Here is a 25,634-nt window from a genome sequence, read left to right as displayed (position 1 = left end):
CCCGTAGATTTATAGCCTATGGTTACTGTATAACAAGTTTTATATGCGCAGTAAAGGTTTTGTCTTTGTGAGTGTTTTTATCGATAAACCAGACAAGAGATATAAAGATAGTAGATAAGAGACATAAAGTCTCGAGTCTCAGGTCTACAAATCTCACGTCTTATATAAAGCCTTTAGGGTGGTTTTAGCGGTGGGGCTCACCTGTTCCCATTCCGAACACAGAAGTTAAGCCCACCAGCGCCGATGGTACTGCGAAAGCGGGAGAGTAGGCCGCCGCCAGTTTTTATTTAAAAGTCTCATACATTTTATTTGTATGAGACTTTTTTTTGTGATATACCCCAAAGAGAAAAGATAATAGACAAGAGATAATAGACAAGAGACAACAGATAAGAGATAAGAGATAAGAGATAAGAGATAAGAGATAAGAGATAAGAGATAAGAGAGGGAATAGACCACCGCCACAAATCATTTATCATTCATCATTTATCATGGTAGTGAGATACTACCTTTTTGATTTTCCTTTAGAGATCCGAAAAATCATTTATACAACTAATTTAATTGAAAATCTAAACGGAAAAATCCGAAAATACACCAAAAATAAAATGTCTTTTCCTACCGATGATGCCGTAATGAAATCAGTGTATCTGGCATTAAAAGAAGCTACTAAAAAATGGACGATGCCTATCCAAAATTGGGGCATTGTTCTCAACCAATTTATCCTTATTTTTGAAAAAAGGCTCAGATTATAAAATCCAAGCCTAACTTTTCAACTTACACAGTTAGTGAGACACTACCTCTTTGATAAGCAATAAGCGCAAATGGCCGGGATATCTATCTATCCCAGATAATTGCAAATCTCCAGTTCATTGTAAAAATCAAAGTATCTTATTTAAAACCTACTACTACTACTTACAATAATTGGCTACATATATTAGCATGGTTCAAGCCTTTTCTTCAATACTGACGGGCTGTAGCCCTATTTCTATAAATCTATCCACGAAAGGCTTTGACTAAAACTTAAATCAATAAAATAGAACTAACTACTTTGTAAGCTAAAACCTTAAGGCTATTCATTAGCCTTATATTATTCCCTCCTTATTTTGATATCTACACTTAAAGCCTCCGACTCTGCACAATCAGCATGATCGTTATATTTGTATTTTTGTTCAGATAAGTATTTATTCAATTAGTCAATTTACGAGATGTATTAACTCTTCAATAAAAATAATTTTCAAAAAAAACTAAACGTTGGTATAGAATTGTATCTGAAAATAATGATGCTTTTCCTTCAATACTTCTAATTTTGTGTAAAGCTTGTTTACCCTAAAGCTTTTTTTATATAACTTTTTTAAAAGATCTTCCTGATGTATTCAATCTACAGGAAATATTCCACGATCATTTATATTTTAGCATTTATAGCTTACCGACTTTTGGTTATTACGTTTTATTTTGACTTAAAGCATTAAATCAAAATCCAGTTAATCGGTTAAAGCTTTAGTTGATCACCTTAAAAAAAATCTGTGCGATCCCAGTCATCCGTGGGATATGATATTTTGTACCCCAGGATCTACGTCTTCTTAAAAACTGCTCAGTCTACATTTATCCCATTCTCTTAGCCTTGCCTTCCTTTTATTATTGATCTATGTCCCTTGTGGATAAGTCCACTATTTAAATAAATAATTAGTAATCAAAATCTTACGGGTGTATTTATCCCCATTATGAGTGCTGTATGAATTTTATGTTAAATAAGTTTGTTTTGCGTTGTGATAAGTTGTTATCTTTGCCCCACTGAAAAACGAGAGTTGTTTAGTAGCACAGAAGAGCTTTTAGGTAAGCGATACTATTTATGAAAAAGCTTTATAGGAGCTAGAAAATGATCTGATTAATTTTTAGAAATAAAAGTTGTGGGATTTAAAAATTTTAGTATCTTTGCAGTCCGGTTAAACGGAGCGCAGAAGCAGTAAGGACGGATGTTTGTCAAGAGGTTAAGGTTACTTAAAAAACTTTAAATTTTCTTTGGAAAACATTTTGTCATTTAGAAATAAATAATTACTTTTGCAACCGCAAATAGGGAACATAACGACAGAAAAGCTTCTCTATGTTTTGCGGAAAGAAAAAAGATCATTGACATACAATATACAACCAAGTAAGAAAAAAACTAAAGCGTAAAAAAAACTTTGAGTGGGTCAGGAAAAACATACAATGGAGAGTTTGATCCTGGCTCAGGATGAACGCTAGCGGGAGGCCTAACACATGCAAGCCGAGCGGTAGGTTTCCTTCGGGATACTGAGAGCGGCGCACGGGTGCGGAACACGTGTGCAACCTGCCTTTATCAGGGGGATAGCCTTTCGAAAGGAAGATTAATACCCCATAATATATCATATGGCATCATTTGATATTGAAAACTACGGTGGATAAAGATGGGCACGCGCAGGATTAGATAGTTGGTAGGGTAACGGCCTACCAAGTCAACGATCCTTAGGGGGCCTGAGAGGGTGATCCCCCACACTGGTACTGAGACACGGACCAGACTCCTACGGGAGGCAGCAGTGAGGAATATTGGACAATGGGTGAGAGCCTGATCCAGCCATCCCGCGTGAAGGACGACGGCCCTATGGGTTGTAAACTTCTTTTGTATAGGGATAAACCTACTCTCGTGAGAGTAGCTGAAGGTACTATACGAATAAGCACCGGCTAACTCCGTGCCAGCAGCCGCGGTAATACGGAGGGTGCAAGCGTTATCCGGATTTATTGGGTTTAAAGGGTCCGTAGGCTGATTTGTAAGTCAGTGGTGAAATCTCACAGCTCAACTGTGAAACTGCCATTGATACTGCAAGTCTTGAGTGTTGTTGAAGTAGCTGGAATAAGTAGTGTAGCGGTGAAATGCATAGATATTACTTAGAACACCAATTGCGAAGGCAGGTTACTAAGCAACAACTGACGCTGATGGACGAAAGCGTGGGGAGCGAACAGGATTAGATACCCTGGTAGTCCACGCCGTAAACGATGCTAACTCGTTTTTGGGTTTTCGGATTCAGAGACTAAGCGAAAGTGATAAGTTAGCCACCTGGGGAGTACGTTCGCAAGAATGAAACTCAAAGGAATTGACGGGGGCCCGCACAAGCGGTGGATTATGTGGTTTAATTCGATGATACGCGAGGAACCTTACCAAGGCTTAAATGGGAATTGACAGGTTTAGAAATAGACTTTTCTTCGGACAATTTTCAAGGTGCTGCATGGTTGTCGTCAGCTCGTGCCGTGAGGTGTTAGGTTAAGTCCTGCAACGAGCGCAACCCCTGTCACTAGTTGCCATCATTCAGTTGGGGACTCTAGTGAGACTGCCTACGCAAGTAGAGAGGAAGGTGGGGATGACGTCAAATCATCACGGCCCTTACGCCTTGGGCCACACACGTAATACAATGGCCAGTACAGAGGGCAGCTACACAGCGATGTGATGCAAATCTCGAAAGCTGGTCTCAGTTCGGATTGGAGTCTGCAACTCGACTCTATGAAGCTGGAATCGCTAGTAATCGCGCATCAGCCATGGCGCGGTGAATACGTTCCCGGGCCTTGTACACACCGCCCGTCAAGCCATGGAAGTCTGGGGTACCTGAAGTCGGTGACCGTAACAGGAGCTGCCTAGGGTAAAACAGGTAACTAGGGCTAAGTCGTAACAAGGTAGCCGTACCGGAAGGTGCGGCTGGAACATCTCATTTTAGAGCGTCTTAAAGACGTTAAACAAAATTAGTACAGCAATGTACATTGATTCTGCTTAAAGTAAAGCTTTAGTTTTTTATTTGGTTGCTATATATTATAAAAATACACAACCCACTAGAAATTAGTATAGGGATAGAGATACAAGAGCCGAGAGCCAAGAACCAAGACGAATGCAAAAGTCTTGTATCTAGGATCTAGGACTGTTAGTCTAAAAGACAGTCTCGTAGCTCAGCTGGTTAGAGCGCTACACTGATAATGTAGAGGTCGGCAGTTCGAGCCTGCCCGAGACTACTAATTATAAGACGGGAAGATGAAAGAGGCAAGAGCCAAGATGTAAATCTTTAATCTAGCATCTTGACTCTCTTAGTCTACTAGAGGGGGAATTAGCTCAGCTGGCTAGAGCGCCTGCCTTGCACGCAGGAGGTCAAGGGTTCGACTCCCTTATTCTCCACAGTTTTGGAAGTTTGATTTAAAAGTTACGGATAGAGCCAAAAAACAATATTCGTTCATCAGACAGAAGAAAAGACATTAAGATCATTGACATTAACGGTAAAAATATCACAAAGAAAAAACCGAGCGCATATAAGCGCTTGAGTAACCAAAAATAGGAAAGAAATCGTTAAGGGCGTATGGCGGATGCCTAGGCTTTCAGAGGCGAAGAAGGACGCGGTAAGCTGCGAAAAGCTGCGGGGATTGGCACACACGAATTGATCCGCAGATGTCCGAATGGGGCAACCCGGCATGTTGAAGACATGTCACTCTAATTAATTAGAGAGCAAACCAGGAGAACTGAAACATCTAAGTACCCTGAGGAAAAGAAATCGAAGAGATTCCGTAAGTAGCGGCGAGCGAAAGCGGATTAGCCCAAAAGTCTTTATATGTTTAATAGAATGTTCTGGAAAGAACAGCCATAGAGGGTGATAGCCCCGTATATGAAAGGCATATTTTGATGATAAATGAGTAGGGCGGGACACGTGAAATCCTGTCTGAATATGGGGGGACCATCCTCCAAGGCTAAATACTCCTGAAAGACCGATAGTGAACAAGTACTGTGAAGGAAAGGTGAAAAGCACTTCGAATAGAAGGGTGAAATAGAACCTGAAACCGTACGCCTACAAGCGGTCGGAGCCCACAAGTTGGGTGACGGCGTGCCTTTTGCATAATGAGCCTACGAGTTAATTTTGCTAGCGAGGTTAAGGACTTCAGGTCCGGAGCCGGAGCGAAAGCGAGTCTGAATAGGGCGCTTAGTTAGCAGGATTAGACGCGAAACCTTGTGATCTACCCATGGGCAGGTTGAAGCTCTGGTAACACAGAGTGGAGGACCGAACCGGTTGACGTTGAAAAGTCTTCGGATGACCTGTGGGTAGGGGTGAAAGGCCAATCAAACTGGGAGATAGCTCGTACTCTCCGAAATGCATTTAGGTGCAGCGTCGTATATAAGTTTATTAGAGGTAGAGCTACTGATTGGATGCGGGGGTTTCATCGCCTACCAATTCCTGACAAACTCCGAATGCTAATAAATGTTCTACGGCAGTGAGGGCATGGGTGCTAAGGTCCATGTCCGAGAGGGAAAGAACCCAGACCAACAGCTAAGGTCCCCAAATCTCTATTAAGTTGAAGCAACGCGGTTGGACTGCATTGACAGCTAGGATGTTGGCTTGGAAGCAGCCATTCATTTAAAGAGTGCGTAACAGCTCACTAGTCGAGCGGTCCGGCATGGATAATAATCGGGCATAAATAGAGTACCGAAGCTATGGATTTATACCTTTTGGGTATATCTGGTAGGAGAGCATTCTGTTTGCACCGAAGCAGTATCGTGAGGTATTGTGGAGCGTACAGAAAAGAAAATGTAGGCATAAGTAACGATAAAGCGGGCGAGAAACCCGCTCACCGAAAGACTAAGGTTTCCTCAGCCATGCTAATCAGCTGAGGGTTAGTCGGGACCTAACGCGAACCCGAAAGGGGTAGTGGATGGACAATGGGTTAATATTCCCATACTTGCTCACACTAAAAAGGGGACGGAGTGCCGTACTTACTGGAGACTGACGGAATAGTCAAGACCTAGCCTTCGGGCGAAGTTGTTGTAGGGAAAGTGCTTCCAAGAAAAGCCGAAGTGAAGCAACCCGTACCAAAACCGACACAGGTAGTCGAGGAGAGAATCCTAAGGTGCTAGAGTGAATCATGGTTAAGGAACTAGGCAAAATAGTCTCGTAACTTCGGGAGAAGAGACGCCATCAGCAATGGTGGCCGCAGTAAAAAGGCCCAGGCGACTGTTTATCAAAAACACAGGACTCTGCAAAATCGAAAGATGCAGTATAGGGTCTGACACCTGCCCGGTGCTGGAAGGTTAAGGAAGGGCGTTAGCGTAAGCGAAGCGTTTGACTGAAGCCCCAGTAAACGGCGGCCGTAACTATAACGGTCCTAAGGTAGCGAAATTCCTTGTCGGGTAAGTTCCGACCTGCACGAATGGTGTAACGATCTGGGCACTGTCTCAACCATGAGCTCTGTGAAATTGTAGTCTCGGTGAAGATGCCGAGTACCCGCAATGGGACGAAAAGACCCTGTGAACCTTTACTATAACTTCGTATTGACTTTGAGTAAGTAATGTGTAGGATAGGTGGGAGGCTTTGAAGCGGGCACGCTAGTGTTCGTGGAGCCAACGTTGAAATACCACCCTTTACTTACTTGGAGCCTAACTTCTTTTAGAAGGACATTGCGTGGTGGGTAGTTTGACTGGGGTGGTCGCCTCCAAAAGAGTAACGGAGGCTTTCAAAGGTACCCTCAGCACGCTTGGTAACCGTGCGTAGAGTGTAATGGCATAAGGGTGCTTGACTGTGAGACCAACAAGTCGATCAGGTGCGAAAGCAGGACATAGTGATCCGGTGGTTCCGTATGGAAGGGCCATCGCTCATAGGATAAAAGGTACTCCGGGGATAACAGGCTAGTCTCCCCCAAGAGCTCACATCGACGGGGAGGTTCGGCACCTCGATGTCGGCTCGTCACATCCTGGGGCTGGAGAAGGTCCCAAGGGTTGGGCTGTTCGCCCATTAAAGTGGCACGCGAGCTGGGTTCAGAACGTCGTGAGACAGTTCGGTCTCTATCTATTGCGGGCGTTAGATGTTTGAGAGGGCTTGATTCTAGTACGAGAGGACCGAATTGAACAAACCTCTGGTGTATCAGTTGTTCCGCCAGGAGCACCGCTGAGTAGCTACGTTTGGAAGAGATAAGCACTGAAAGCATATAAGTGCGAAACTCGCCTCAAGATGAGACATCTTTTAAGGGTCGTTGGAGATGACGACGTTGATAGGCTATAGGTGTAAAGGCAGTAATGTCATAGCCGAGTAGTACTAATTACCCGTAGATTTATAGCCTATGGTTACTGTATAACAAGTTTTATATGCGCAGTAAAGGTTTTGTCTTTGTGAGTGTTTTTATCGATAAACCAGACAAGAGATATAAAGATAGTAGATAAGAGACATAAAGTCTCGAGTCTCAGGTCTACAAATCTCACGTCTTATATAAAGCCTTTAGGGTGGTTTTAGCGGTGGGGCTCACCTGTTCCCATTCCGAACACAGAAGTTAAGCCCACCAGCGCCGATGGTACTGCGAAAGCGGGAGAGTAGGCCGCCGCCAGTTTTTATTTAAAAGTCTCATACATTTTATTTGTATGAGACTTTTTTTTGTGATATACCCCAAAGAGAAAAGATAATAGACAAGAGATAATAGACAAGAGACAACAGATAAGAGATAAGAGATAAGAGATAAGAGATAAGAGATAAGAGATAAGAGATAAGAGAGGGAATAGACCACCGCCACAAATCATTTATCATTCATCATTTATCATGGTAGTGAGATACTACCTTTTTGATTTTCCTTTAGAGATCCGAAAAATCATTTATACAACTAATTTAATTGAAAATCTAAACGGAAAAATCCGAAAATACACCAAAAATAAAATGTCTTTTCCTACCGATGATGCCGTAATGAAATCAGTGTATCTGGCATTAAAAGAAGCTACTAAAAAATGGACGATGCCTATCCAAAATTGGGGCATTGTTCTCAACCAATTTATCCTTATTTTTGAAAAAAGGCTCAGATTATAAAATCCAAGCCTAACTTTTCAACTTACACAGTTAGTGAGACACTACCTCTTTGATAAGCAATAAGCGCAAATGGCCGGGATATCTATCTATCCCAGATAATTGCAAATCTCCAGTTCATTGTAAAAATCAAAGTATCTTATTTAAAACCTACTACTACTACTTACAATAATTGGCTACATATATTAGCATGGTTCAAGCCTTTTCTTCAATACTGACGGGCTGTAGCCCTATTTCTATAAATCTATCCACGAAAGGCTTTGACTAAAACTTAAATCAATAAAATAGAACTAACTACTTTGTAAGCTAAAACCTTAAGGCTATTCATTAGCCTTATATTATTCCCTCCTTATTTTGATATCTACACTTAAAGCCTCCGACTCTGCACAATCAGCATGATCGTTATATTTGTATTTTTGTTCAGATAAGTATTTATTCAATTAGTCAATTTACGAGATGTATTAACTCTTCAATAAAAATAATTTTCAAAAAAAACTAAACGTTGGTATAGAATTGTATCTGAAAATAATGATGCTTTTCCTTCAATACTTCTAATTTTGTGTAAAGCTTGTTTACCCTAAAGCTTTTTTTATATAACTTTTTTAAAAGATCTTCCTGATGTATTCAATCTACAGGAAATATTCCACGATCATTTATATTTTAGCATTTATAGCTTACCGACTTTTGGTTATTACGTTTTATTTTGACTTAAAGCATTAAATCAAAATCCAGTTAATCGGTTAAAGCTTTAGTTGATCACCTTAAAAAAAATCTGTGCGATCCCAGTCATCCGTGGGATATGATATTTTGTACCCCAGGATCTACGTCTTCTTAAAAACTGCTCAGTCTACATTTATCCCATTCTCTTAGCCTTGCCTTCCTTTTATTATTGATCTATGTCCCTTGTGGATAAGTCCACTATTTAAATAAATAATTAGTAATCAAAATCTTACGGGTGTATTTATCCCCATTATGAGTGCTGTATGAATTTTATGTTAAATAAGTTTGTTTTGCGTTGTGATAAGTTGTTATCTTTGCCCCACTGAAAAACGAGAGTTGTTTAGTAGCACAGAAGAGCTTTTAGGTAAGCGATACTATTTATGAAAAAGCTTTATAGGAGCTAAAAAATGATCTCATTAATTTTTAGAAATAAAAGTTGTGGGATTTAAAAATTTTAGTATCTTTGCAGTCCGGTTAAACGGAGCGCAGAAGCAGTAAGGACGGATGTTTGTCAAGAGGTTAAGGTTACTTAAAAAACTTTAAATTTTCTTTGGAAAACATTTTGTCATTTAGAAATAAATAATTACTTTTGCAACCGCAAATAGGGAACATAACGACAGAAAAGCTTCTCTATGTTTTGCGGAAAGAAAAAAGATCATTGACATACAATATACAACCAAGTAAGAAAAAAACTAAAGCGTAAAAAAAACTTTGAGTGGGTCAGGAAAAACATACAATGGAGAGTTTGATCCTGGCTCAGGATGAACGCTAGCGGGAGGCCTAACACATGCAAGCCGAGCGGTAGGTTTCCTTCGGGATACTGAGAGCGGCGCACGGGTGCGGAACACGTGTGCAACCTGCCTTTATCAGGGGGATAGCCTTTCGAAAGGAAGATTAATACCCCATAATATATCATATGGCATCATTTGATATTGAAAACTACGGTGGATAAAGATGGGCACGCGCAGGATTAGATAGTTGGTAGGGTAACGGCCTACCAAGTCAACGATCCTTAGGGGGCCTGAGAGGGTGATCCCCCACACTGGTACTGAGACACGGACCAGACTCCTACGGGAGGCAGCAGTGAGGAATATTGGACAATGGGTGAGAGCCTGATCCAGCCATCCCGCGTGAAGGACGACGGCCCTATGGGTTGTAAACTTCTTTTGTATAGGGATAAACCTACTCTCGTGAGAGTAGCTGAAGGTACTATACGAATAAGCACCGGCTAACTCCGTGCCAGCAGCCGCGGTAATACGGAGGGTGCAAGCGTTATCCGGATTTATTGGGTTTAAAGGGTCCGTAGGCTGATTTGTAAGTCAGTGGTGAAATCTCACAGCTCAACTGTGAAACTGCCATTGATACTGCAAGTCTTGAGTGTTGTTGAAGTAGCTGGAATAAGTAGTGTAGCGGTGAAATGCATAGATATTACTTAGAACACCAATTGCGAAGGCAGGTTACTAAGCAACAACTGACGCTGATGGACGAAAGCGTGGGGAGCGAACAGGATTAGATACCCTGGTAGTCCACGCCGTAAACGATGCTAACTCGTTTTTGGGTTTTCGGATTCAGAGACTAAGCGAAAGTGATAAGTTAGCCACCTGGGGAGTACGTTCGCAAGAATGAAACTCAAAGGAATTGACGGGGGCCCGCACAAGCGGTGGATTATGTGGTTTAATTCGATGATACGCGAGGAACCTTACCAAGGCTTAAATGGGAATTGACAGGTTTAGAAATAGACTTTTCTTCGGACAATTTTCAAGGTGCTGCATGGTTGTCGTCAGCTCGTGCCGTGAGGTGTTAGGTTAAGTCCTGCAACGAGCGCAACCCCTGTCACTAGTTGCCATCATTCAGTTGGGGACTCTAGTGAGACTGCCTACGCAAGTAGAGAGGAAGGTGGGGATGACGTCAAATCATCACGGCCCTTACGCCTTGGGCCACACACGTAATACAATGGCCAGTACAGAGGGCAGCTACACAGCGATGTGATGCAAATCTCGAAAGCTGGTCTCAGTTCGGATTGGAGTCTGCAACTCGACTCTATGAAGCTGGAATCGCTAGTAATCGCGCATCAGCCATGGCGCGGTGAATACGTTCCCGGGCCTTGTACACACCGCCCGTCAAGCCATGGAAGTCTGGGGTACCTGAAGTCGGTGACCGTAACAGGAGCTGCCTAGGGTAAAACAGGTAACTAGGGCTAAGTCGTAACAAGGTAGCCGTACCGGAAGGTGCGGCTGGAACATCTCATTTTAGAGCGTCTTAAAGACGTTAAACAAAATTAGTACAGCAATGTACATTGATTCTGCTTAAAGTAAAGCTTTAGTTTTTTATTTGGTTGCTATATATTATAAAAATACACAACCCACTAGAAATTAGTATAGGGATAGAGATACAAGAGCCGAGAGCCAAGAACCAAGACGAATGCAAAAGTCTTGTATCTAGGATCTAGGACTGTTAGTCTAAAAGACAGTCTCGTAGCTCAGCTGGTTAGAGCGCTACACTGATAATGTAGAGGTCGGCAGTTCGAGCCTGCCCGAGACTACTAATTATAAGACGGGAAGATGAAAGAGGCAAGAGCCAAGATGTAAATCTTTAATCTAGCATCTTGACTCTCTTAGTCTACTAGAGGGGGAATTAGCTCAGCTGGCTAGAGCGCCTGCCTTGCACGCAGGAGGTCAAGGGTTCGACTCCCTTATTCTCCACAGTTTTGGAAGTTTGATTTAAAAGTTACGGATAGAGCCAAAAAACAATATTCGTTCATCAGACAGAAGAAAAGACATTAAGATCATTGACATTAACGGTAAAAATATCACAAAGAAAAAACCGAGCGCATATAAGCGCTTGAGTAACCAAAAATAGGAAAGAAATCGTTAAGGGCGTATGGCGGATGCCTAGGCTTTCAGAGGCGAAGAAGGACGCGGTAAGCTGCGAAAAGCTGCGGGGATTGGCACACACGAATTGATCCGCAGATGTCCGAATGGGGCAACCCGGCATGTTGAAGACATGTCACTCTAATTAATTAGAGAGCAAACCAGGAGAACTGAAACATCTAAGTACCCTGAGGAAAAGAAATCGAAGAGATTCCGTAAGTAGCGGCGAGCGAAAGCGGATTAGCCCAAAAGTCTTTATATGTTTAATAGAATGTTCTGGAAAGAACAGCCATAGAGGGTGATAGCCCCGTATATGAAAGGCATATTTTGATGATAAATGAGTAGGGCGGGACACGTGAAATCCTGTCTGAATATGGGGGGACCATCCTCCAAGGCTAAATACTCCTGAAAGACCGATAGTGAACAAGTACTGTGAAGGAAAGGTGAAAAGCACTTCGAATAGAAGGGTGAAATAGAACCTGAAACCGTACGCCTACAAGCGGTCGGAGCCCACAAGTTGGGTGACGGCGTGCCTTTTGCATAATGAGCCTACGAGTTAATTTTGCTAGCGAGGTTAAGGACTTCAGGTCCGGAGCCGGAGCGAAAGCGAGTCTGAATAGGGCGCTTAGTTAGCAGGATTAGACGCGAAACCTTGTGATCTACCCATGGGCAGGTTGAAGCTCTGGTAACACAGAGTGGAGGACCGAACCGGTTGACGTTGAAAAGTCTTCGGATGACCTGTGGGTAGGGGTGAAAGGCCAATCAAACTGGGAGATAGCTCGTACTCTCCGAAATGCATTTAGGTGCAGCGTCGTATATAAGTTTATTAGAGGTAGAGCTACTGATTGGATGCGGGGGTTTCATCGCCTACCAATTCCTGACAAACTCCGAATGCTAATAAATGTTCTACGGCAGTGAGGGCATGGGTGCTAAGGTCCATGTCCGAGAGGGAAAGAACCCAGACCAACAGCTAAGGTCCCCAAATCTCTATTAAGTTGAAGCAACGCGGTTGGACTGCATTGACAGCTAGGATGTTGGCTTGGAAGCAGCCATTCATTTAAAGAGTGCGTAACAGCTCACTAGTCGAGCGGTCCGGCATGGATAATAATCGGGCATAAATAGAGTACCGAAGCTATGGATTTATACCTTTTGGGTATATCTGGTAGGAGAGCATTCTGTTTGCACCGAAGCAGTATCGTGAGGTATTGTGGAGCGTACAGAAAAGAAAATGTAGGCATAAGTAACGATAAAGCGGGCGAGAAACCCGCTCACCGAAAGACTAAGGTTTCCTCAGCCATGCTAATCAGCTGAGGGTTAGTCGGGACCTAACGCGAACCCGAAAGGGGTAGTGGATGGACAATGGGTTAATATTCCCATACTTGCTCACACTAAAAAGGGGACGGAGTGCCGTACTTACTGGAGACTGACGGAATAGTCAAGACCTAGCCTTCGGGCGAAGTTGTTGTAGGGAAAGTGCTTCCAAGAAAAGCCGAAGTGAAGCAACCCGTACCAAAACCGACACAGGTAGTCGAGGAGAGAATCCTAAGGTGCTAGAGTGAATCATGGTTAAGGAACTAGGCAAAATAGTCTCGTAACTTCGGGAGAAGAGACGCCATCAGCAATGGTGGCCGCAGTAAAAAGGCCCAGGCGACTGTTTATCAAAAACACAGGACTCTGCAAAATCGAAAGATGCAGTATAGGGTCTGACACCTGCCCGGTGCTGGAAGGTTAAGGAAGGGCGTTAGCGTAAGCGAAGCGTTTGACTGAAGCCCCAGTAAACGGCGGCCGTAACTATAACGGTCCTAAGGTAGCGAAATTCCTTGTCGGGTAAGTTCCGACCTGCACGAATGGTGTAACGATCTGGGCACTGTCTCAACCATGAGCTCTGTGAAATTGTAGTCTCGGTGAAGATGCCGAGTACCCGCAATGGGACGAAAAGACCCTGTGAACCTTTACTATAACTTCGTATTGACTTTGAGTAAGTAATGTGTAGGATAGGTGGGAGGCTTTGAAGCGGGCACGCTAGTGTTCGTGGAGCCAACGTTGAAATACCACCCTTTACTTACTTGGAGCCTAACTTCTTTTAGAAGGACATTGCGTGGTGGGTAGTTTGACTGGGGTGGTCGCCTCCAAAAGAGTAACGGAGGCTTTCAAAGGTACCCTCAGCACGCTTGGTAACCGTGCGTAGAGTGTAATGGCATAAGGGTGCTTGACTGTGAGACCAACAAGTCGATCAGGTGCGAAAGCAGGACATAGTGATCCGGTGGTTCCGTATGGAAGGGCCATCGCTCATAGGATAAAAGGTACTCCGGGGATAACAGGCTAGTCTCCCCCAAGAGCTCACATCGACGGGGAGGTTCGGCACCTCGATGTCGGCTCGTCACATCCTGGGGCTGGAGAAGGTCCCAAGGGTTGGGCTGTTCGCCCATTAAAGTGGCACGCGAGCTGGGTTCAGAACGTCGTGAGACAGTTCGGTCTCTATCTATTGCGGGCGTTAGATGTTTGAGAGGGCTTGATTCTAGTACGAGAGGACCGAATTGAACAAACCTCTGGTGTATCAGTTGTTCCGCCAGGAGCACCGCTGAGTAGCTACGTTTGGAAGAGATAAGCACTGAAAGCATATAAGTGCGAAACTCGCCTCAAGATGAGACATCTTTTAAGGGTCGTTGGAGATGACGACGTTGATAGGCTATAGGTGTAAAGGCAGTAATGTCATAGCCGAGTAGTACTAATTACCCGTAGATTTATAGCCTATGGTTACTGTATAACAAGTTTTATATGCGCAGTAAAGGTTTTGTCTTTGTGAGTGTTTTTATCGATAAACCAGACAAGAGATATAAAGATAGTAGATAAGAGACATAAAGTCTCGAGTCTCAGGTCTACAAATCTCACGTCTTATATAAAGCCTTTAGGGTGGTTTTAGCGGTGGGGCTCACCTGTTCCCATTCCGAACACAGAAGTTAAGCCCACCAGCGCCGATGGTACTGCGAAAGCGGGAGAGTAGGCCGCCGCCAGTTTTTATTTAAAAGTCTCATACATTTATTTGTATGAGACTTTTTTTTTGTGATATACCCCAAAGAGAAAAGATAATAGACAAGAGACAACAGACAACAGATAAGAGATAAGAGATAAGAGAGGGAATAGGCCACCGCCAAAAATCATTCATCATTTATCTTTGATAAGCAATAAGCGGAAATGGCTTGCCTATCTATCTATCTATCTATCTATCTATCTATCTATCTATCTATCTATCGCGGAACAATTACAAATCTCCAGTTCATTGTAAAAATATTTTTTATTAAGAACTGGAAATATATTCGGTTCCTTGATCAGAATAAGGACTAAAGATTGCTTTGTTAGTTAAAATGACTGATATACATTTTGCTTCATCTAACACTGACTCCTTTAAACACCTTTATATTCTTGATAATGCTGTTCAGATATGCTGCTTTCAACTAAGTTAAAGACTAAAGGATTACCATAAGGATCAAGCATCTTAATTTTTATAGTTTGATTTGTCATCCTACTTTATGCAATCTTATCTGATTTTTTTGATTCTCAAACTTAATTTAATATTCGTAATATTAAGTATGTAAAAGATTGAAAGATCAAAATAAGTATCAGCGCTATGCTTTTCTTCAGTATTAATTTTTTTGGTGATAGCAATAGTAGAATATGAAACAAAAAAAGATGGTCTTTCAACCATCTTTATTCTACCTGAAAATTAATTTTATTTTTTAATAACAATCGTTTTATAGATCATAGCCTCCTTATTGAAAAGTCTTATGACATAAGAACCTGCCGAATAGGATGTGAAATTGATACTTCCCGAATATTTCTGTCTTCCGGTAATGTTTCGTCCAGACATATCATATAATTCATAATGGGTAATCTGTTTTTCAGTAATCACTGAAAGTATATCTTTTACTGGATTAGGTACAATTTTAATGTCACTAATATTCTGATATTCCTTTGTTCCTAAGCTTGAAGTAACCGTTAGTATTCTGGAATTTTTACTTTCATTTAGACAAATATTTAAAGCAATAAGCTCACTAGTACTTTTTCCAACAAACGTTGACACATTGGCTGTACTGTTGTAGGAAATACCCTTTACCGTATAAGTTCCTGCGGGAAGAGCTGTAAAGTTGGCTGTAGAACTAACTGCCTGAATTTTACCTGTAGAATTGTTAATGGCAACAAATGTAAAACTGTAGCCAGCTGGTGTTGCAGAAGTCTCATATAAACTTCCAGGACCGGCCGCTGTAATGGTGTAGCTGGTCGCATTGGCAGGACTTGAAAAGTTTGAGATCACAAAATAATAATCAACTCCTTCATTTAATACTACTGCTTTTGCAGATCCGGTAGATGTATAACTTGAGCCGTTATAGTATGAATTGGAAGTCAAAAAGTTCGCCAGTGAAGCAGGACTTCCTGAATGTATTGAGGTAATAAGAAATCCTGAAGATTTAGAAAAAACATACGATCCGCTATCTGTAACTCTGAATTTAAATGTATTGGTTACTGCGTTGCTACTGGCAGAAACAGGCGCTGTCATTCCGGAGTTGCTATATACAATGATGTTATTTGTACTAGTCCCCACATTATATACAAATATTTTAGAAGTATATGCTGCATTTGCTGAGGGTGGTGGAGTCATATTAAGGTTAGCTGATGGACTACCTGAAATAGCAGTAACAGCAGATTGTGGTGTAATATAAGTGGAATAGGCCGCACAGTCTGATGTAATGGTAAAGTTATTATCAGAGACATCAAAGAATTCTGCATAAGGATTGATCACACCGACCACTTTTACCCTTGCTTTATCTGTAGAAGGAATATATGGAATAGTGGCATTATAGCTACCATTATTAAGAACATTGGATGCTAGAGTATAGGGAAATGATACACCTCCGTCGATCGATAATAATATATCGACATTACTTTTGATCGTATTGGTGTTATTAACATCCCACGTGACATTCACGGTAGTATTTGAAGCGACTGAAATACCTGTAGCATTTGGATATGAAACAGCTAGTGGTCCATTATTGCTTACTGTTACAATAATTTCATCAGAATCCAGCCCTCCGTTCGTTACATTATTATCTCTTACCGTAAAACGGAATTTCATATTTCTGGCTACCAGTGGTAAAGCTTCCGCATCATTGGTAGGTGGATTGTTTTGATTATTAAGCACAAACTGCATCTTTGGAAAATACCTTTCAGTAGTTGAAATGCTTTGTTCAGAACGGAATAATGGCGCAGTAGTACTGTTGACCGCTGTATAACCGCCTGTACCGGTAATAGTGGATCCAAACGCGCCTTTATCATTAGCTGTAGCGACATCCGCCTGTTCCCAGGTGTAGGACAGGTTATTATCATTAGGATCAGTGGCGATTCCTTTAAGTTTGAATGGTGTATTTTTTGGGATCGTAATATCTACTCCGGCATTAGCTGAAGGAGGCTGATTGGTACTCGCTACAATAGTATAACAATTGGCCGGTGACTGCAAATAAGCAAGAATCTGGTCTAAACTTTTTGCATTAAAATAATTTAAATTATTATTTCCTGTATTGGTCTGATTATTAGGTGTTGAACAATTGGTAGAATATCCCATAATCGTTGATCCACCGCCAGGTTCAATGGCTGCGGCTGCATTCCATCCGCTTGTACAGAATGTCGGACTGCCGCTGCTGCCTCCTACTGCATTGTAAGTATGTCCGGCAGAGAATTGATGACCCATTTCATGAGCAATTAATCCGGCAACAATCCCTTTAGGCATTGTAAGAGCCCACTGACTCCATGCTCTGGCCTTGGAAGTATTGTTACAGGGCTGCGGACCGGCCTGGCCCTGAGCTCCACCGCTGCTAAGAATATTGAAGGTGTGCCCTATATCATATTTATTATAGACCAGGGTTGTATTGGTGTTCAAGGTATTAAAACCGGTTTGTGAATTAGCAGCACTGGCAAAAGAAGGATCTACTGTGAACGGATCTGTAGCAGGATCTGTAAATATCAGGGTTTTATTGGTGGTATCTGCGATAAGGCCAAATGTTACGGAAGCTTCGGATTCATAAATTTTGTTGATCAGATTCACCATATTGATCGCTTCCGCTAAGGCATCATCTGTATTTCCGGCAAAAGCCTGAGTGAATTCTCCTGTGGTAGCAACTGCCAGTCTGAATTTTCTAATCTGATTTCCAAATGGGAAATTGACAGCCGACTTTGCGCTTAACGTTTGTTTAATGGTGGCTAATTCCTTAATGACATCATTCTCGTCAACCCCACAGATAAATCTTTCATCAAATTTTGAAAAAGCATTATATATCCTGTACTGGCCAGGGGATGTTTTGTAAGGTTCTACAATAAAATAGCCATTTTCATTCTTAATAATAGCATTAAGGTGATCTTTGAAGATCGACAGTTTTAAAGAAGAACTGCCATCGTTACTCACCCCATCAAAAGTAAGGATTGAATTTACCCTTTGCTCTGTAAGATTATTTTCGCTTAAATTAAATCTTATACTTTTTCCATCTTCTGAAGGAAGTGTGATTGAGCCCTTTGATATTTTTTCCTTTTTTAATCGGCTTTCGCGAAATTGACTTTCAAATCTTTGGAAATCGAAAGAAAAAATACTGCCGGGAACCGATGATTCTTTTGAAATATCCTGACCCCAAAAAAAGTTAAAAACGATGAATAGGATGAATGTTAATTTAAGTTTCATGATGTGGTGATTTTTTTATAAAGTTAATCAATAAAAAGCAACGGCAACATGAATGATGTATCATATTGCCGTTTTTTTGATATATATTAAAGAAATAAATATATTATTAGTATAAGGTTAATATTTTCATACCTGAATAACTCCTAAGTTAAATTTTTCCGTAATGGGAGCGTGGTTAGCAGCTTCAATTCCCATAGAAATCCATTTTCTTGTATCCGTAGGATTGATGATGGCATCTGTCCAAAGCCTTGCAGCTGCATAAGTGGCTTCTGTCTGCTTCTGGTATCTTTTCGTAATGGTATCCAGAATTTCATTGTGCTCTTCCTCAGAGATTTCTTTACCCTGCTTTTTTAAAGTGGATTCCTGAATCTGAACTAAAACTTTGGCTGCCTGAGAGCCGCCCATTACAGCAAGATCTGCCCAAGGCCACGCTACAATTAATCTCGGATCATAAGCTTTACCACACATCGCATAATTCCCGGCTCCGTAAGAATTTCCTGTAATGATCGTGAATTTTGGAACTACAGAATTAGAAACGGCATTGACCATTTTGGCACCATCCTTAATAATACCGCCTTGTTCTGACTTTGAACCGACCATGAATCCTGTAACATCCTGAAGGAATACTAAAGGAATCTTTCTCTGGTTACAGTTCGCGATAAATCTGGTTGATTTATCTGCAGAGTCTGAATAGATAACACCACCGAACTGCATTTCCCCTTTCCCGCTTTTTACCAGTTTTCTTTGGTTGGCGACAATTCCAACGGACCAGCCGTCAATTCTAGCCGTTGCACAGATAATGCTTTTTCCGTAATCCGGTTTGTATTCCTCATATTCTGAATGATCAACCAGACATTTGATGATTTCATAGGTATCATACTGTTCCGCTCTGGAAACAGGTACAATTCCGAAAATATTCTCAGGATTTTCCTTTGGAGGGAAGCTTTCAATTCTGTCAAAGCCAGCTTTTTCAGTGCTTCCAAGAGATTTCATGATGTTTTTGATTCGGTTTAAAGCATCTTTATCATCTTTAGCCTTATAATCTGTAACTCCTGAAATTGAGCAGTGTGTAGTAGCGCCTCCTAAAGTCTCATTATCCACACTTTCACCGATAGCAGCTTTTACCAGATAACTTCCTGCAAGGAAAATAGAACCTGTTTTATCTACAATCATAGCTTCATCACTCATAATAGGAAGATAAGCACCTCCCGCAACGCAGCTTCCCATCACTGCAGAGATCTGAACAATTCCCATGGAGCTCATTTTAGCATTATTTCTAAAAATTCTTCCAAAGTGTTCTTTATCAGGGAAAATTTCATCCTGCATAGGAAGATAAACGCCGGCAGAGTCTACAAGATAGATAATCGGAAGTTTATTTTCCATTGCAATCTCCTGGGCTCTGAGGTTTTTCTTTCCCGTGATAGGAAACCATGCGCCTGCTTTTACAGATGCATCATTCGCAACAACCAGACACTGTCTGCCTGAAACATATCCCATGACAACCACAACTCCTCCGCTAGGACATCCGCCGTGTTCCGGATACATCTCATAACCGGCAAATGCACCAATTTCTATAGAATCTGAACCTTTATCGAGAAGATATTCAACTCTTTCTCTTGCTGTCATTTTTCCTTCATCACGAAGCTTTTGAAGCCTCTTTTCACCGCCTCCTTTTTTTATTTCAGCGAGCAATTGATTGAGATCGGATAATTTTAATCTATTTTGATCTTCCCGTTTGTTGAATTCAAGGTCCATAAAATTTCAATTTTTTACGGCTAAAGATACTATTTTTAAAATGAATCCGGACTGAAGTAAAACAAGTGTTTAATATATTGGTTCTCAGAAATTTGTGAAACTTTTAACAAAAAAATGTTTTTAAATTATTAATATTTTTTCTAACTTTACTTCAGAGTTATAGGGATAATATTCCTTGTTAAATACTCTAAGTTCCTAGTTTATTTTTTTAATAGTTTATTATTTGAAGGCCCTGAACGTTGAACAAATTTTCAGGGTTTTTTGTGCTCATATTATTAAAAGGAGGAAAAGATTCATGAAAAATTATGCTGAGTAATATTTCCTGTATTCGATAATATGGAGAAAGGATGATTGAGTTTTATATCTCTTATATTTTGTATATTCTAAAACCTAATTTTTCCGGTATTTTCCTGCTGGCCGTATTATTCTGATCTACGGGGTACAGGATATATTTAAATGTGAAATTATTTTCTAAAAATTCAATAAGGGCTTTTATGATTTCTGTTCCCAGGCCTATACCTTGTGCGCTCTTTTTTAACCATAGACCCAGTTCTACCGATTCTTCTGTTATATTATGGATACCACAGCAGCCTAAAAAGTTTTTTTTAGAGTCAATCACAACCATTACCAGGTCAGTATTATCTGAAAGTGATCTTTTTGAATCTTCCACAAACTTTAGAATATCATTTCTGTCTCCTTCCGGGTTGAAAGGCATATATCTTGTAATTTCTGAAGTGAAATAGGTATTGATATCATCCACATACCATTCTTCTACGGGTTGTAACAACAGTCGATCTGTCTTAATTCTAATGTCTTTATTTAACTTCATTACCCAAATCTAACATTTTTATGGTATACATCAACGGCATCATGATATAACTACTTCTTTTATTTGACATAAAGTTTTAATACGATCCTTATTTTCTATTTTCAGCTGATTGTGGAAAATTATTCAGGAAAAGTAAGATGAAAACGGATTAATTATTTTTTTATTAAAGTAAAATTTATATTTTTTATGAGATTTGTAAAAGCCTATTTGTAAATTTGCCTGTTAAAAATTTACAGAAGATAGGATATGCAAAAATTAGCACTTTTCAGACTGCATTTGATTGTTTTTTTATGGGGGTTCACTGCAATCTTGGGAAAGCTGATTCATGCCAATGCCCAGATTCTGGTGTTTTACAGAATGCTGTTTGCTGCCATATTTCTATTTGCATTCATCAGGATTTATAAAAAAGAGAGTATCAAAGTATCCTGGAAAATATTTTTCCAGCTGGCTGCTATTGGTTGTGCTATGGCACTGCACTGGTATTGCTTTTTTTATTCCATTAAAGTCTCCAATGTTTCTATAGCGTTAAGCTGTTTATCCCTTTCCACCTTATTTGCCTCCATTTTAGAACCTGTTATTTTTAAAAGAAAGATTGATCTGTCGGAAGTCGTTATGGGTGTGGTGATTGTGGCCTGTATATTAATGATCTTTAAAACAGAGTTTAATTTTAAGGAAGGAATTATTTATGGGATTCTCTGTGCTGTTTTTGGGACTGTCTTCAGTGTTTTTAACGGCAAGATGTTTGGGAAAACGAGTTCAGGGAATATTATATTCTATGAAATATTCTGTGGCTGGCTGGTTCTGTCTATATTTTATATGGCCACCGGACAGATTTTTCAAATGGATGAAATAAACTACAGAGATCTGGCGTTAATATGCTTGTTGGCAAGTGTTTTTACTGCTTTTCCTATGTTGGAATCAGTGAATCTGATGAAATATATTTCGCCCTTTACGCTAATTTTAACAGTTAATTTAGAACCGGTCTACGGAATTATACTAGCTTTTTTTATCTTTGGGGAATCAGAAGAGATGAGTCCGATATTTTATGTAGCTTCAGGCGTTATGATACTGGCAATCATTGTGAATGGATTAATGAAATCCAGAAAAAATAAAAAACTAAAAAACTTTAACTAAGCATCAAATTTATATGATGAAGAAATATTTTTTACTTGCATTTTCACTGCTGTTTGGGCTTTCTCAATCTCAGATCATAAGAAAATACTCCAATGAATTTTTAAATATCGGAGCTGGAGCCAGAGGTCTCGCTATGGGAGGCGCTGTAGTATCCAACCAGGATGATGTGTATTCCCCGATGTGGAACCCGGCTGGTTTAATGGCGATTGAAAGAGACTGGCAGGGAGCAGCAATGCACGCAGAATATTTCGAATCAATTGCAAAATACGATTATCTCGCCTATGCAAAAGTATTGGAGGAAGGCGTATTTGGAGTTTCCGTAGTAAGATTAGGTGTAGACAATATCCTGAATACTACTCAGATGATCGATGCTGAAGGAAATATAGATTATGATAAAATCACAAAATTTTCCCAGTCTGACTATGCGGCCATTCTTTCCTATGCCTTTCATCCTGCAGGAAATCCTAAACTGGATGTAGGGGTGAATGCTAAAATTGTGTACAGAAATGTAGGAAAATTTGCCAGCGGGTATGGTTTTGGTTTTGATATCGGAGCCATTTATAAAGCTGACAACGGATGGAAATTCGGAGGGATGTTGCGTGATGCCACTACTACGGTCAACTTTTGGAGTATTAACCAGAAGGAACTTTCAACCGTGGTGAACGGTGAGGAATTTAACCCGGCACCAAAAGATAAAATGGAATTGACGATGCCTAAACTGAATGTGGGAGCAAGTAAAGTATTCAATATTAACAGCAGCCTGTATGTATTACCGGAAGCAGGAATCAATGTTGATTTTGCTAAAACAGCGGCTTTGGTGTCTACGGATTTTGCAAGTTTAACACCTTATGCGGGGGCTGAACTTGGATATCAGAAAATGATCTTTGTAAGACTTGGGGTCAACAGATTCCAGTCGATCACAGATATTGAAGATCTTAAGAGAAAAGTTTCTTTCCAACCAAGTGCAGGTATAGGAATCAAATACAGAGGACTTACCTTAGATTATGCAATCACCAATTCCGGAATCGGAGGGTCAAATTTCTATTCTAATTTTTTCTCTCTTAAATTGGATATGGGACAATTTAGAAATGACTAATTTTAGAATGTAATTTAAAGCAATGAAAAAGATTTCAGTATTAGCATCATTTTTTTTGGTAACCGCGCTTTTTGGGCAGAAAGTTTCAGACTATAAATATATTTCTGTTCCTGAAAAATTCAAAGATTTTGATAAAGAACCTTATGGACTGGAAGCATTACTGGTAAAGGGACTGACCAATAAAAAATATACAGTTGTGAATGGATTAGTTGATTGGCCTTCAGAAGCTAAGGATAATCCTTGTAGCGTTTTATATGCTAATGTTTTAGATAATAGTAGCTTTTTAAAAAATAAGGTCCTTATAGAAGTTAAGGATTGTAATGAAAAGGTTCTTTTTTCTTCTAAAGGATCTTCTAGCATCAAAGAATATAAAGAAGGGTTTCAGGATGCTTTGAAACAGGCTGTCGTAGCAGTTCCGGTTTCTTATCCTGTAGAAACCGTGCAAACTGTAAAGAAAGAATCTGTATCTAATCAATCTGTAAATAAAACAGATGAACCTTCATCTTCATCTGTTTCAGAAAGTAAATCAGGGAAATATACCAACGGTAAGCTGAACCTTCAGAAAATACAGGTTGATCCCAATCAGTTTATCCTTGCGGACAGTGGTAGTTCTGTGCCATTCGCTGTTTTTAAAACGTCTTCAAAGAAAGAGGTTTTCAGAGTAAAACTGGCAGACGGAACTTATACCATTGGATATTTTGAAAATGGAAATATCGTTATTGATATTCCACAATCCAACGGAGAGTTTGCTAAAGAAGTATTTTCATCAAAGTAAATTGATAGAATCCTATCAGACGATAGACGATCCTTAACCCAAACGAAAGAATGAGTTAAGGATTTTTTATTTCCTAAAGACTATTGAAAAAATCATGAATGACCTTCGCTTTACTTTTTCCAAGAATCTCTTCGAGGGTTTCCAAACTCGATTCCTTGATTCGTTTCACCGATTTTAATTTAGAAAGGAGAAGCTCAATCGTTTTTTCTCCAACCCCCGGTATTTCTTCCAGTTCAGATTTTATGGTTGAATTTTTTCTTCTCGTTCTGTGATGTTTCACCCCAAAACGGTGAGCTTCATCCCTTACCCGCTGCAGAATTTTTAAGGTTTCAGATTTTTTATCCAGATATAATGGGATGGAGTCTTCAGGAAAGAAAATTTCCTCAAGCCTTTTCGCGATCCCTACAATGGTAATTTTTCCGTAAAGCCCTAAAAGTTTTAAACTTTTTACAGCAGAAGAAAGCTGTCCTTTACCTCCATCGATCAGAATCAGCTGGGGAAGATCCTCTCCTTCGTCCAGTAACCTTTTATAACGCCGGTAGATCACTTCTTCCATCGTAGCAAAATCATTGGCGCCTTCTACCGTTTTTGGGTGAAAAATTCTGTAATCCGCTTTGCTGGGCTTTCCGTCTTTAAAAACAACGCAGGCAGAAACAGGATTCGTACCCTGAATATTCGAGTTATCAAAACCTTCAATATGTCTTGGTTCTATAGGCATTCTAAGCAGTTTCTGCATTTCAGCCATAATTCTGTTCGTATGTCTTTCCGGATCTACGATCTGTACCTGTTTTAATTTTTCTAAACGATATTCTTTGGCATTTTTTTCTGACAGTTCCACAATCCTTTTTTTATCACCCACCTTGGGAACGATCAGTTTTACATTAGGGATTTCTACAGACAAATGGAACGGAAGCAGGACTTCTTTGGAATCAGAGCTGAACTTCTGCCGGATTTCAATCAATGCTTCTTCCATAATATCCTCATCAGTCTCCTCAAGAATTTTTTTAATTTCTGTGGTAAAACTCTGGATAATATTTCCGTTTCTGATTTTAAAGAAATTCACATAAGCAGCCGTTTCATCACTCGTCATTCCAAAAACATCCACATCGTCAATATTAGGGTTGACAACCGTGTTTTTAGCCTGATAATCTTCTAAGATATCCAGTCTTTCCTTGATGATCTGTGCCTCTTCAAACTTAAGATTTTCTGCCTGTTTCATCATCTGATTCACAAGATATTCTTTTGCTTTCCGGAAATCCCCTTTAATAATTCCCCGGATGGCATCTATCTTTTCATCATAATCTTCTTTGCTTTCCAGATCCTCACAAGGTCCTTCACAGTTTTTTATATGATACTCCAGACAGACTTTATATTTTCCTTCCTCTATTTTGTTAGGTGAAAGATTAAGGTTGCAAGTTCTGAGCTTATAAATATGTTTAATAGTATCAAGTAAAATCTTTGCGGGACGCACTTTAGCATAGGGTCCGTAATATTCAGATCCGTCTTTGACCACATTCCGGGTCAGGAAAATTCTTGGAAAGTTTTCGTTTTTAATGCAGATCCAAGGATAGGTTTTATCATCCTTCAACAATACATTGTAAAAAGGGCGGTGTTCCTTGATCAGGTTATTTTCAAGTAAAAGCGCGTCGTATTCACTGTTAACGATCGTTGTTTCCAAGCGTACAATCTTTCCGACCATTATTTTGATACGGTAGCCGGGAAGATTTTTATTGAAGTAGGAGAGAACCCTTTTCTTTAAGTGTTTGGCCTTTCCTACATACAGCAATTGATCGTTTTTATCATAATAACGATAAACGCCTGGCTCTGATGGTAAAGTTTTAAGCTGTAATTCTAAAGAAGGATTCATATAACAAAATTACGGAATCCATCCGGGATTTAAAAGAACAAAAAAAT

The 25,634-nt window shown here is 40.3% G+C and carries 7 protein-coding genes, 4 tRNA genes, 8 rRNA genes and 2 pseudogenes (1 of these 21 cut by a window edge); 17 read left to right on the top strand and 4 right to left on the bottom strand.

The window, feature by feature from the left end:
• The 14 genes and pseudogenes from EG346_RS02855 to rrf (EG346_RS02790) form a co-directional block, all read left to right on the top strand.
• A 23S ribosomal RNA gene (locus EG346_RS02855) occupies positions 1-17 on the top strand (it extends 2,745 nt beyond the left edge of the window).
• A gap of 157 nt (positions 18-174) precedes the next feature.
• Positions 175-282, top strand: a 5S ribosomal RNA gene (gene rrf / locus EG346_RS02850).
• A gap of 227 nt (positions 283-509) precedes the next feature.
• A pseudogene (locus EG346_RS02845) lies at positions 510-749 on the top strand (transposase); the annotation flags it as partial.
• 1,450 nt (positions 750-2,199) lie between these two features.
• A 16S ribosomal RNA gene (locus EG346_RS02840) occupies positions 2,200-3,716 on the top strand.
• Between the two features lie 218 nt (positions 3,717-3,934).
• Positions 3,935-4,008: transfer RNA gene (locus EG346_RS02835), tRNA-Ile, on the top strand.
• An 86-nt stretch (positions 4,009-4,094) separates the two neighbouring features.
• Positions 4,095-4,168: transfer RNA gene (locus tag EG346_RS02830), tRNA-Ala, on the top strand.
• A 158-nt stretch (positions 4,169-4,326) separates the two neighbouring features.
• Positions 4,327-7,088, top strand: a 23S ribosomal RNA gene (locus EG346_RS02825).
• Between the two features lie 157 nt (positions 7,089-7,245).
• Positions 7,246-7,353 (top strand): 5S ribosomal RNA (rrf, locus tag EG346_RS02820).
• Between the two features lie 227 nt (positions 7,354-7,580).
• A pseudogene (locus tag EG346_RS02815) lies at positions 7,581-7,820 on the top strand (transposase); the annotation flags it as partial.
• A 1,450-nt stretch (positions 7,821-9,270) separates the two neighbouring features.
• A 16S ribosomal RNA gene (locus tag EG346_RS02810) occupies positions 9,271-10,787 on the top strand.
• Between the two features lie 218 nt (positions 10,788-11,005).
• Positions 11,006-11,079 (top strand) — tRNA-Ile (locus tag EG346_RS02805).
• 86 nt (positions 11,080-11,165) lie between these two features.
• A tRNA-Ala gene (locus EG346_RS02800) sits at positions 11,166-11,239 on the top strand.
• A gap of 158 nt (positions 11,240-11,397) precedes the next feature.
• Positions 11,398-14,159: ribosomal RNA gene (locus EG346_RS02795) — 23S ribosomal RNA — on the top strand.
• 157 nt (positions 14,160-14,316) lie between these two features.
• Positions 14,317-14,424 (top strand): 5S ribosomal RNA (gene rrf, locus EG346_RS02790).
• Together the 16S, 23S and 5S rRNA genes with 4 tRNA genes alongside form the textbook arrangement of a ribosomal RNA operon.
• Before the next feature lie 713 nt (positions 14,425-15,137).
• Here rrf (EG346_RS02790) and EG346_RS02785 read toward each other — a convergent pair.
• From EG346_RS02785 to EG346_RS02775, 3 genes are all read right to left on the bottom strand, one after another.
• The gene (locus tag EG346_RS02785; RefSeq protein ID WP_123876936.1) at positions 15,138-18,131 is read right to left on the bottom strand and encodes a zinc-dependent metalloprotease; all 2,994 of its coding nucleotides are present in this window, start codon (positions 18,129-18,131) and stop codon (positions 15,138-15,140) included.
• A 126-nt stretch (positions 18,132-18,257) separates the two neighbouring features.
• On the bottom strand, positions 18,258-19,886 hold the full coding sequence (locus tag EG346_RS02780; RefSeq protein WP_123876935.1) for an acyl-CoA carboxylase subunit beta: 1,629 nt from the start codon (positions 19,884-19,886) through the stop codon (positions 18,258-18,260).
• A 367-nt stretch (positions 19,887-20,253) separates the two neighbouring features.
• Positions 20,254-20,715: a GNAT family N-acetyltransferase gene (locus EG346_RS02775; protein WP_123876934.1), complete on the bottom strand. Its 462-nt coding sequence runs from the start codon at positions 20,713-20,715 to the stop codon at positions 20,254-20,256.
• A 246-nt stretch (positions 20,716-20,961) separates the two neighbouring features.
• Between EG346_RS02775 and EG346_RS02770 the strand changes: the two genes are divergently transcribed.
• From EG346_RS02770 to EG346_RS02760, 3 genes are read left to right on the top strand one after another with little or no spacing between them, the layout of a single operon-like run.
• Positions 20,962-21,849 (top strand): DMT family transporter, encoded by an 888-nt coding sequence (locus tag EG346_RS02770; protein WP_123876933.1) that lies wholly within the window; start codon positions 20,962-20,964, stop codon positions 21,847-21,849.
• 13 nt (positions 21,850-21,862) lie between these two features.
• Positions 21,863-22,945 (top strand): putative type IX sorting system protein PorV2, encoded by a 1,083-nt coding sequence (locus EG346_RS02765; protein ID WP_073332098.1) that lies wholly within the window; start codon positions 21,863-21,865, stop codon positions 22,943-22,945.
• Between the two features lie 22 nt (positions 22,946-22,967).
• Positions 22,968-23,720, top strand: coding sequence for a hypothetical protein (locus tag EG346_RS02760; RefSeq protein ID WP_123876932.1), 753 nt, complete (start codon positions 22,968-22,970; stop codon positions 23,718-23,720).
• A gap of 73 nt (positions 23,721-23,793) precedes the next feature.
• Here EG346_RS02760 and uvrC read toward each other — a convergent pair whose 3' ends face one another.
• Positions 23,794-25,587 carry an excinuclease ABC subunit UvrC gene (gene uvrC, locus EG346_RS02755; RefSeq protein ID WP_123876931.1) on the bottom strand — a complete coding sequence of 598 codons (1,794 nt, stop codon included), beginning with the start codon at positions 25,585-25,587 and terminating at the stop codon, positions 23,794-23,796.
• Positions 25,588-25,634: the final 47 nt, after the last annotated feature.

The sequence above is a fragment of the Chryseobacterium carnipullorum genome (genome assembly GCF_003815695.1).
Lineage (GTDB): Bacteria > Bacteroidota > Bacteroidia > Flavobacteriales > Weeksellaceae > Chryseobacterium > Chryseobacterium carnipullorum.
Note: the sequence above shows the minus strand (reverse complement) of the source record. Positions and strands in the feature narration are given on the sequence as shown.

Coding starts and splice junctions, on each gene's coding strand:
- EG346_RS02785 (WP_123876936.1), bottom strand. CDS start 18,131: ATGAAACTTAAATTAACATTCATCCTATTCATCGTTTTTAACTTTTTT.
- EG346_RS02780 (WP_123876935.1), bottom strand. CDS start 19,886: ATGGACCTTGAATTCAACAAACGGGAAGATCAAAATAGATTAAAATTA.
- EG346_RS02775 (WP_123876934.1), bottom strand. CDS start 20,715: ATGAAGTTAAATAAAGACATTAGAATTAAGACAGATCGACTGTTGTTA.
- EG346_RS02770 (WP_123876933.1), top strand. CDS start 20,962: ATGCAAAAATTAGCACTTTTCAGACTGCATTTGATTGTTTTTTTATGG.
- EG346_RS02765 (WP_073332098.1), top strand. CDS start 21,863: ATGATGAAGAAATATTTTTTACTTGCATTTTCACTGCTGTTTGGGCTT.
- EG346_RS02760 (WP_123876932.1), top strand. CDS start 22,968: ATGAAAAAGATTTCAGTATTAGCATCATTTTTTTTGGTAACCGCGCTT.
- uvrC (WP_123876931.1), bottom strand. CDS start 25,587: ATGAATCCTTCTTTAGAATTACAGCTTAAAACTTTACCATCAGAGCCA.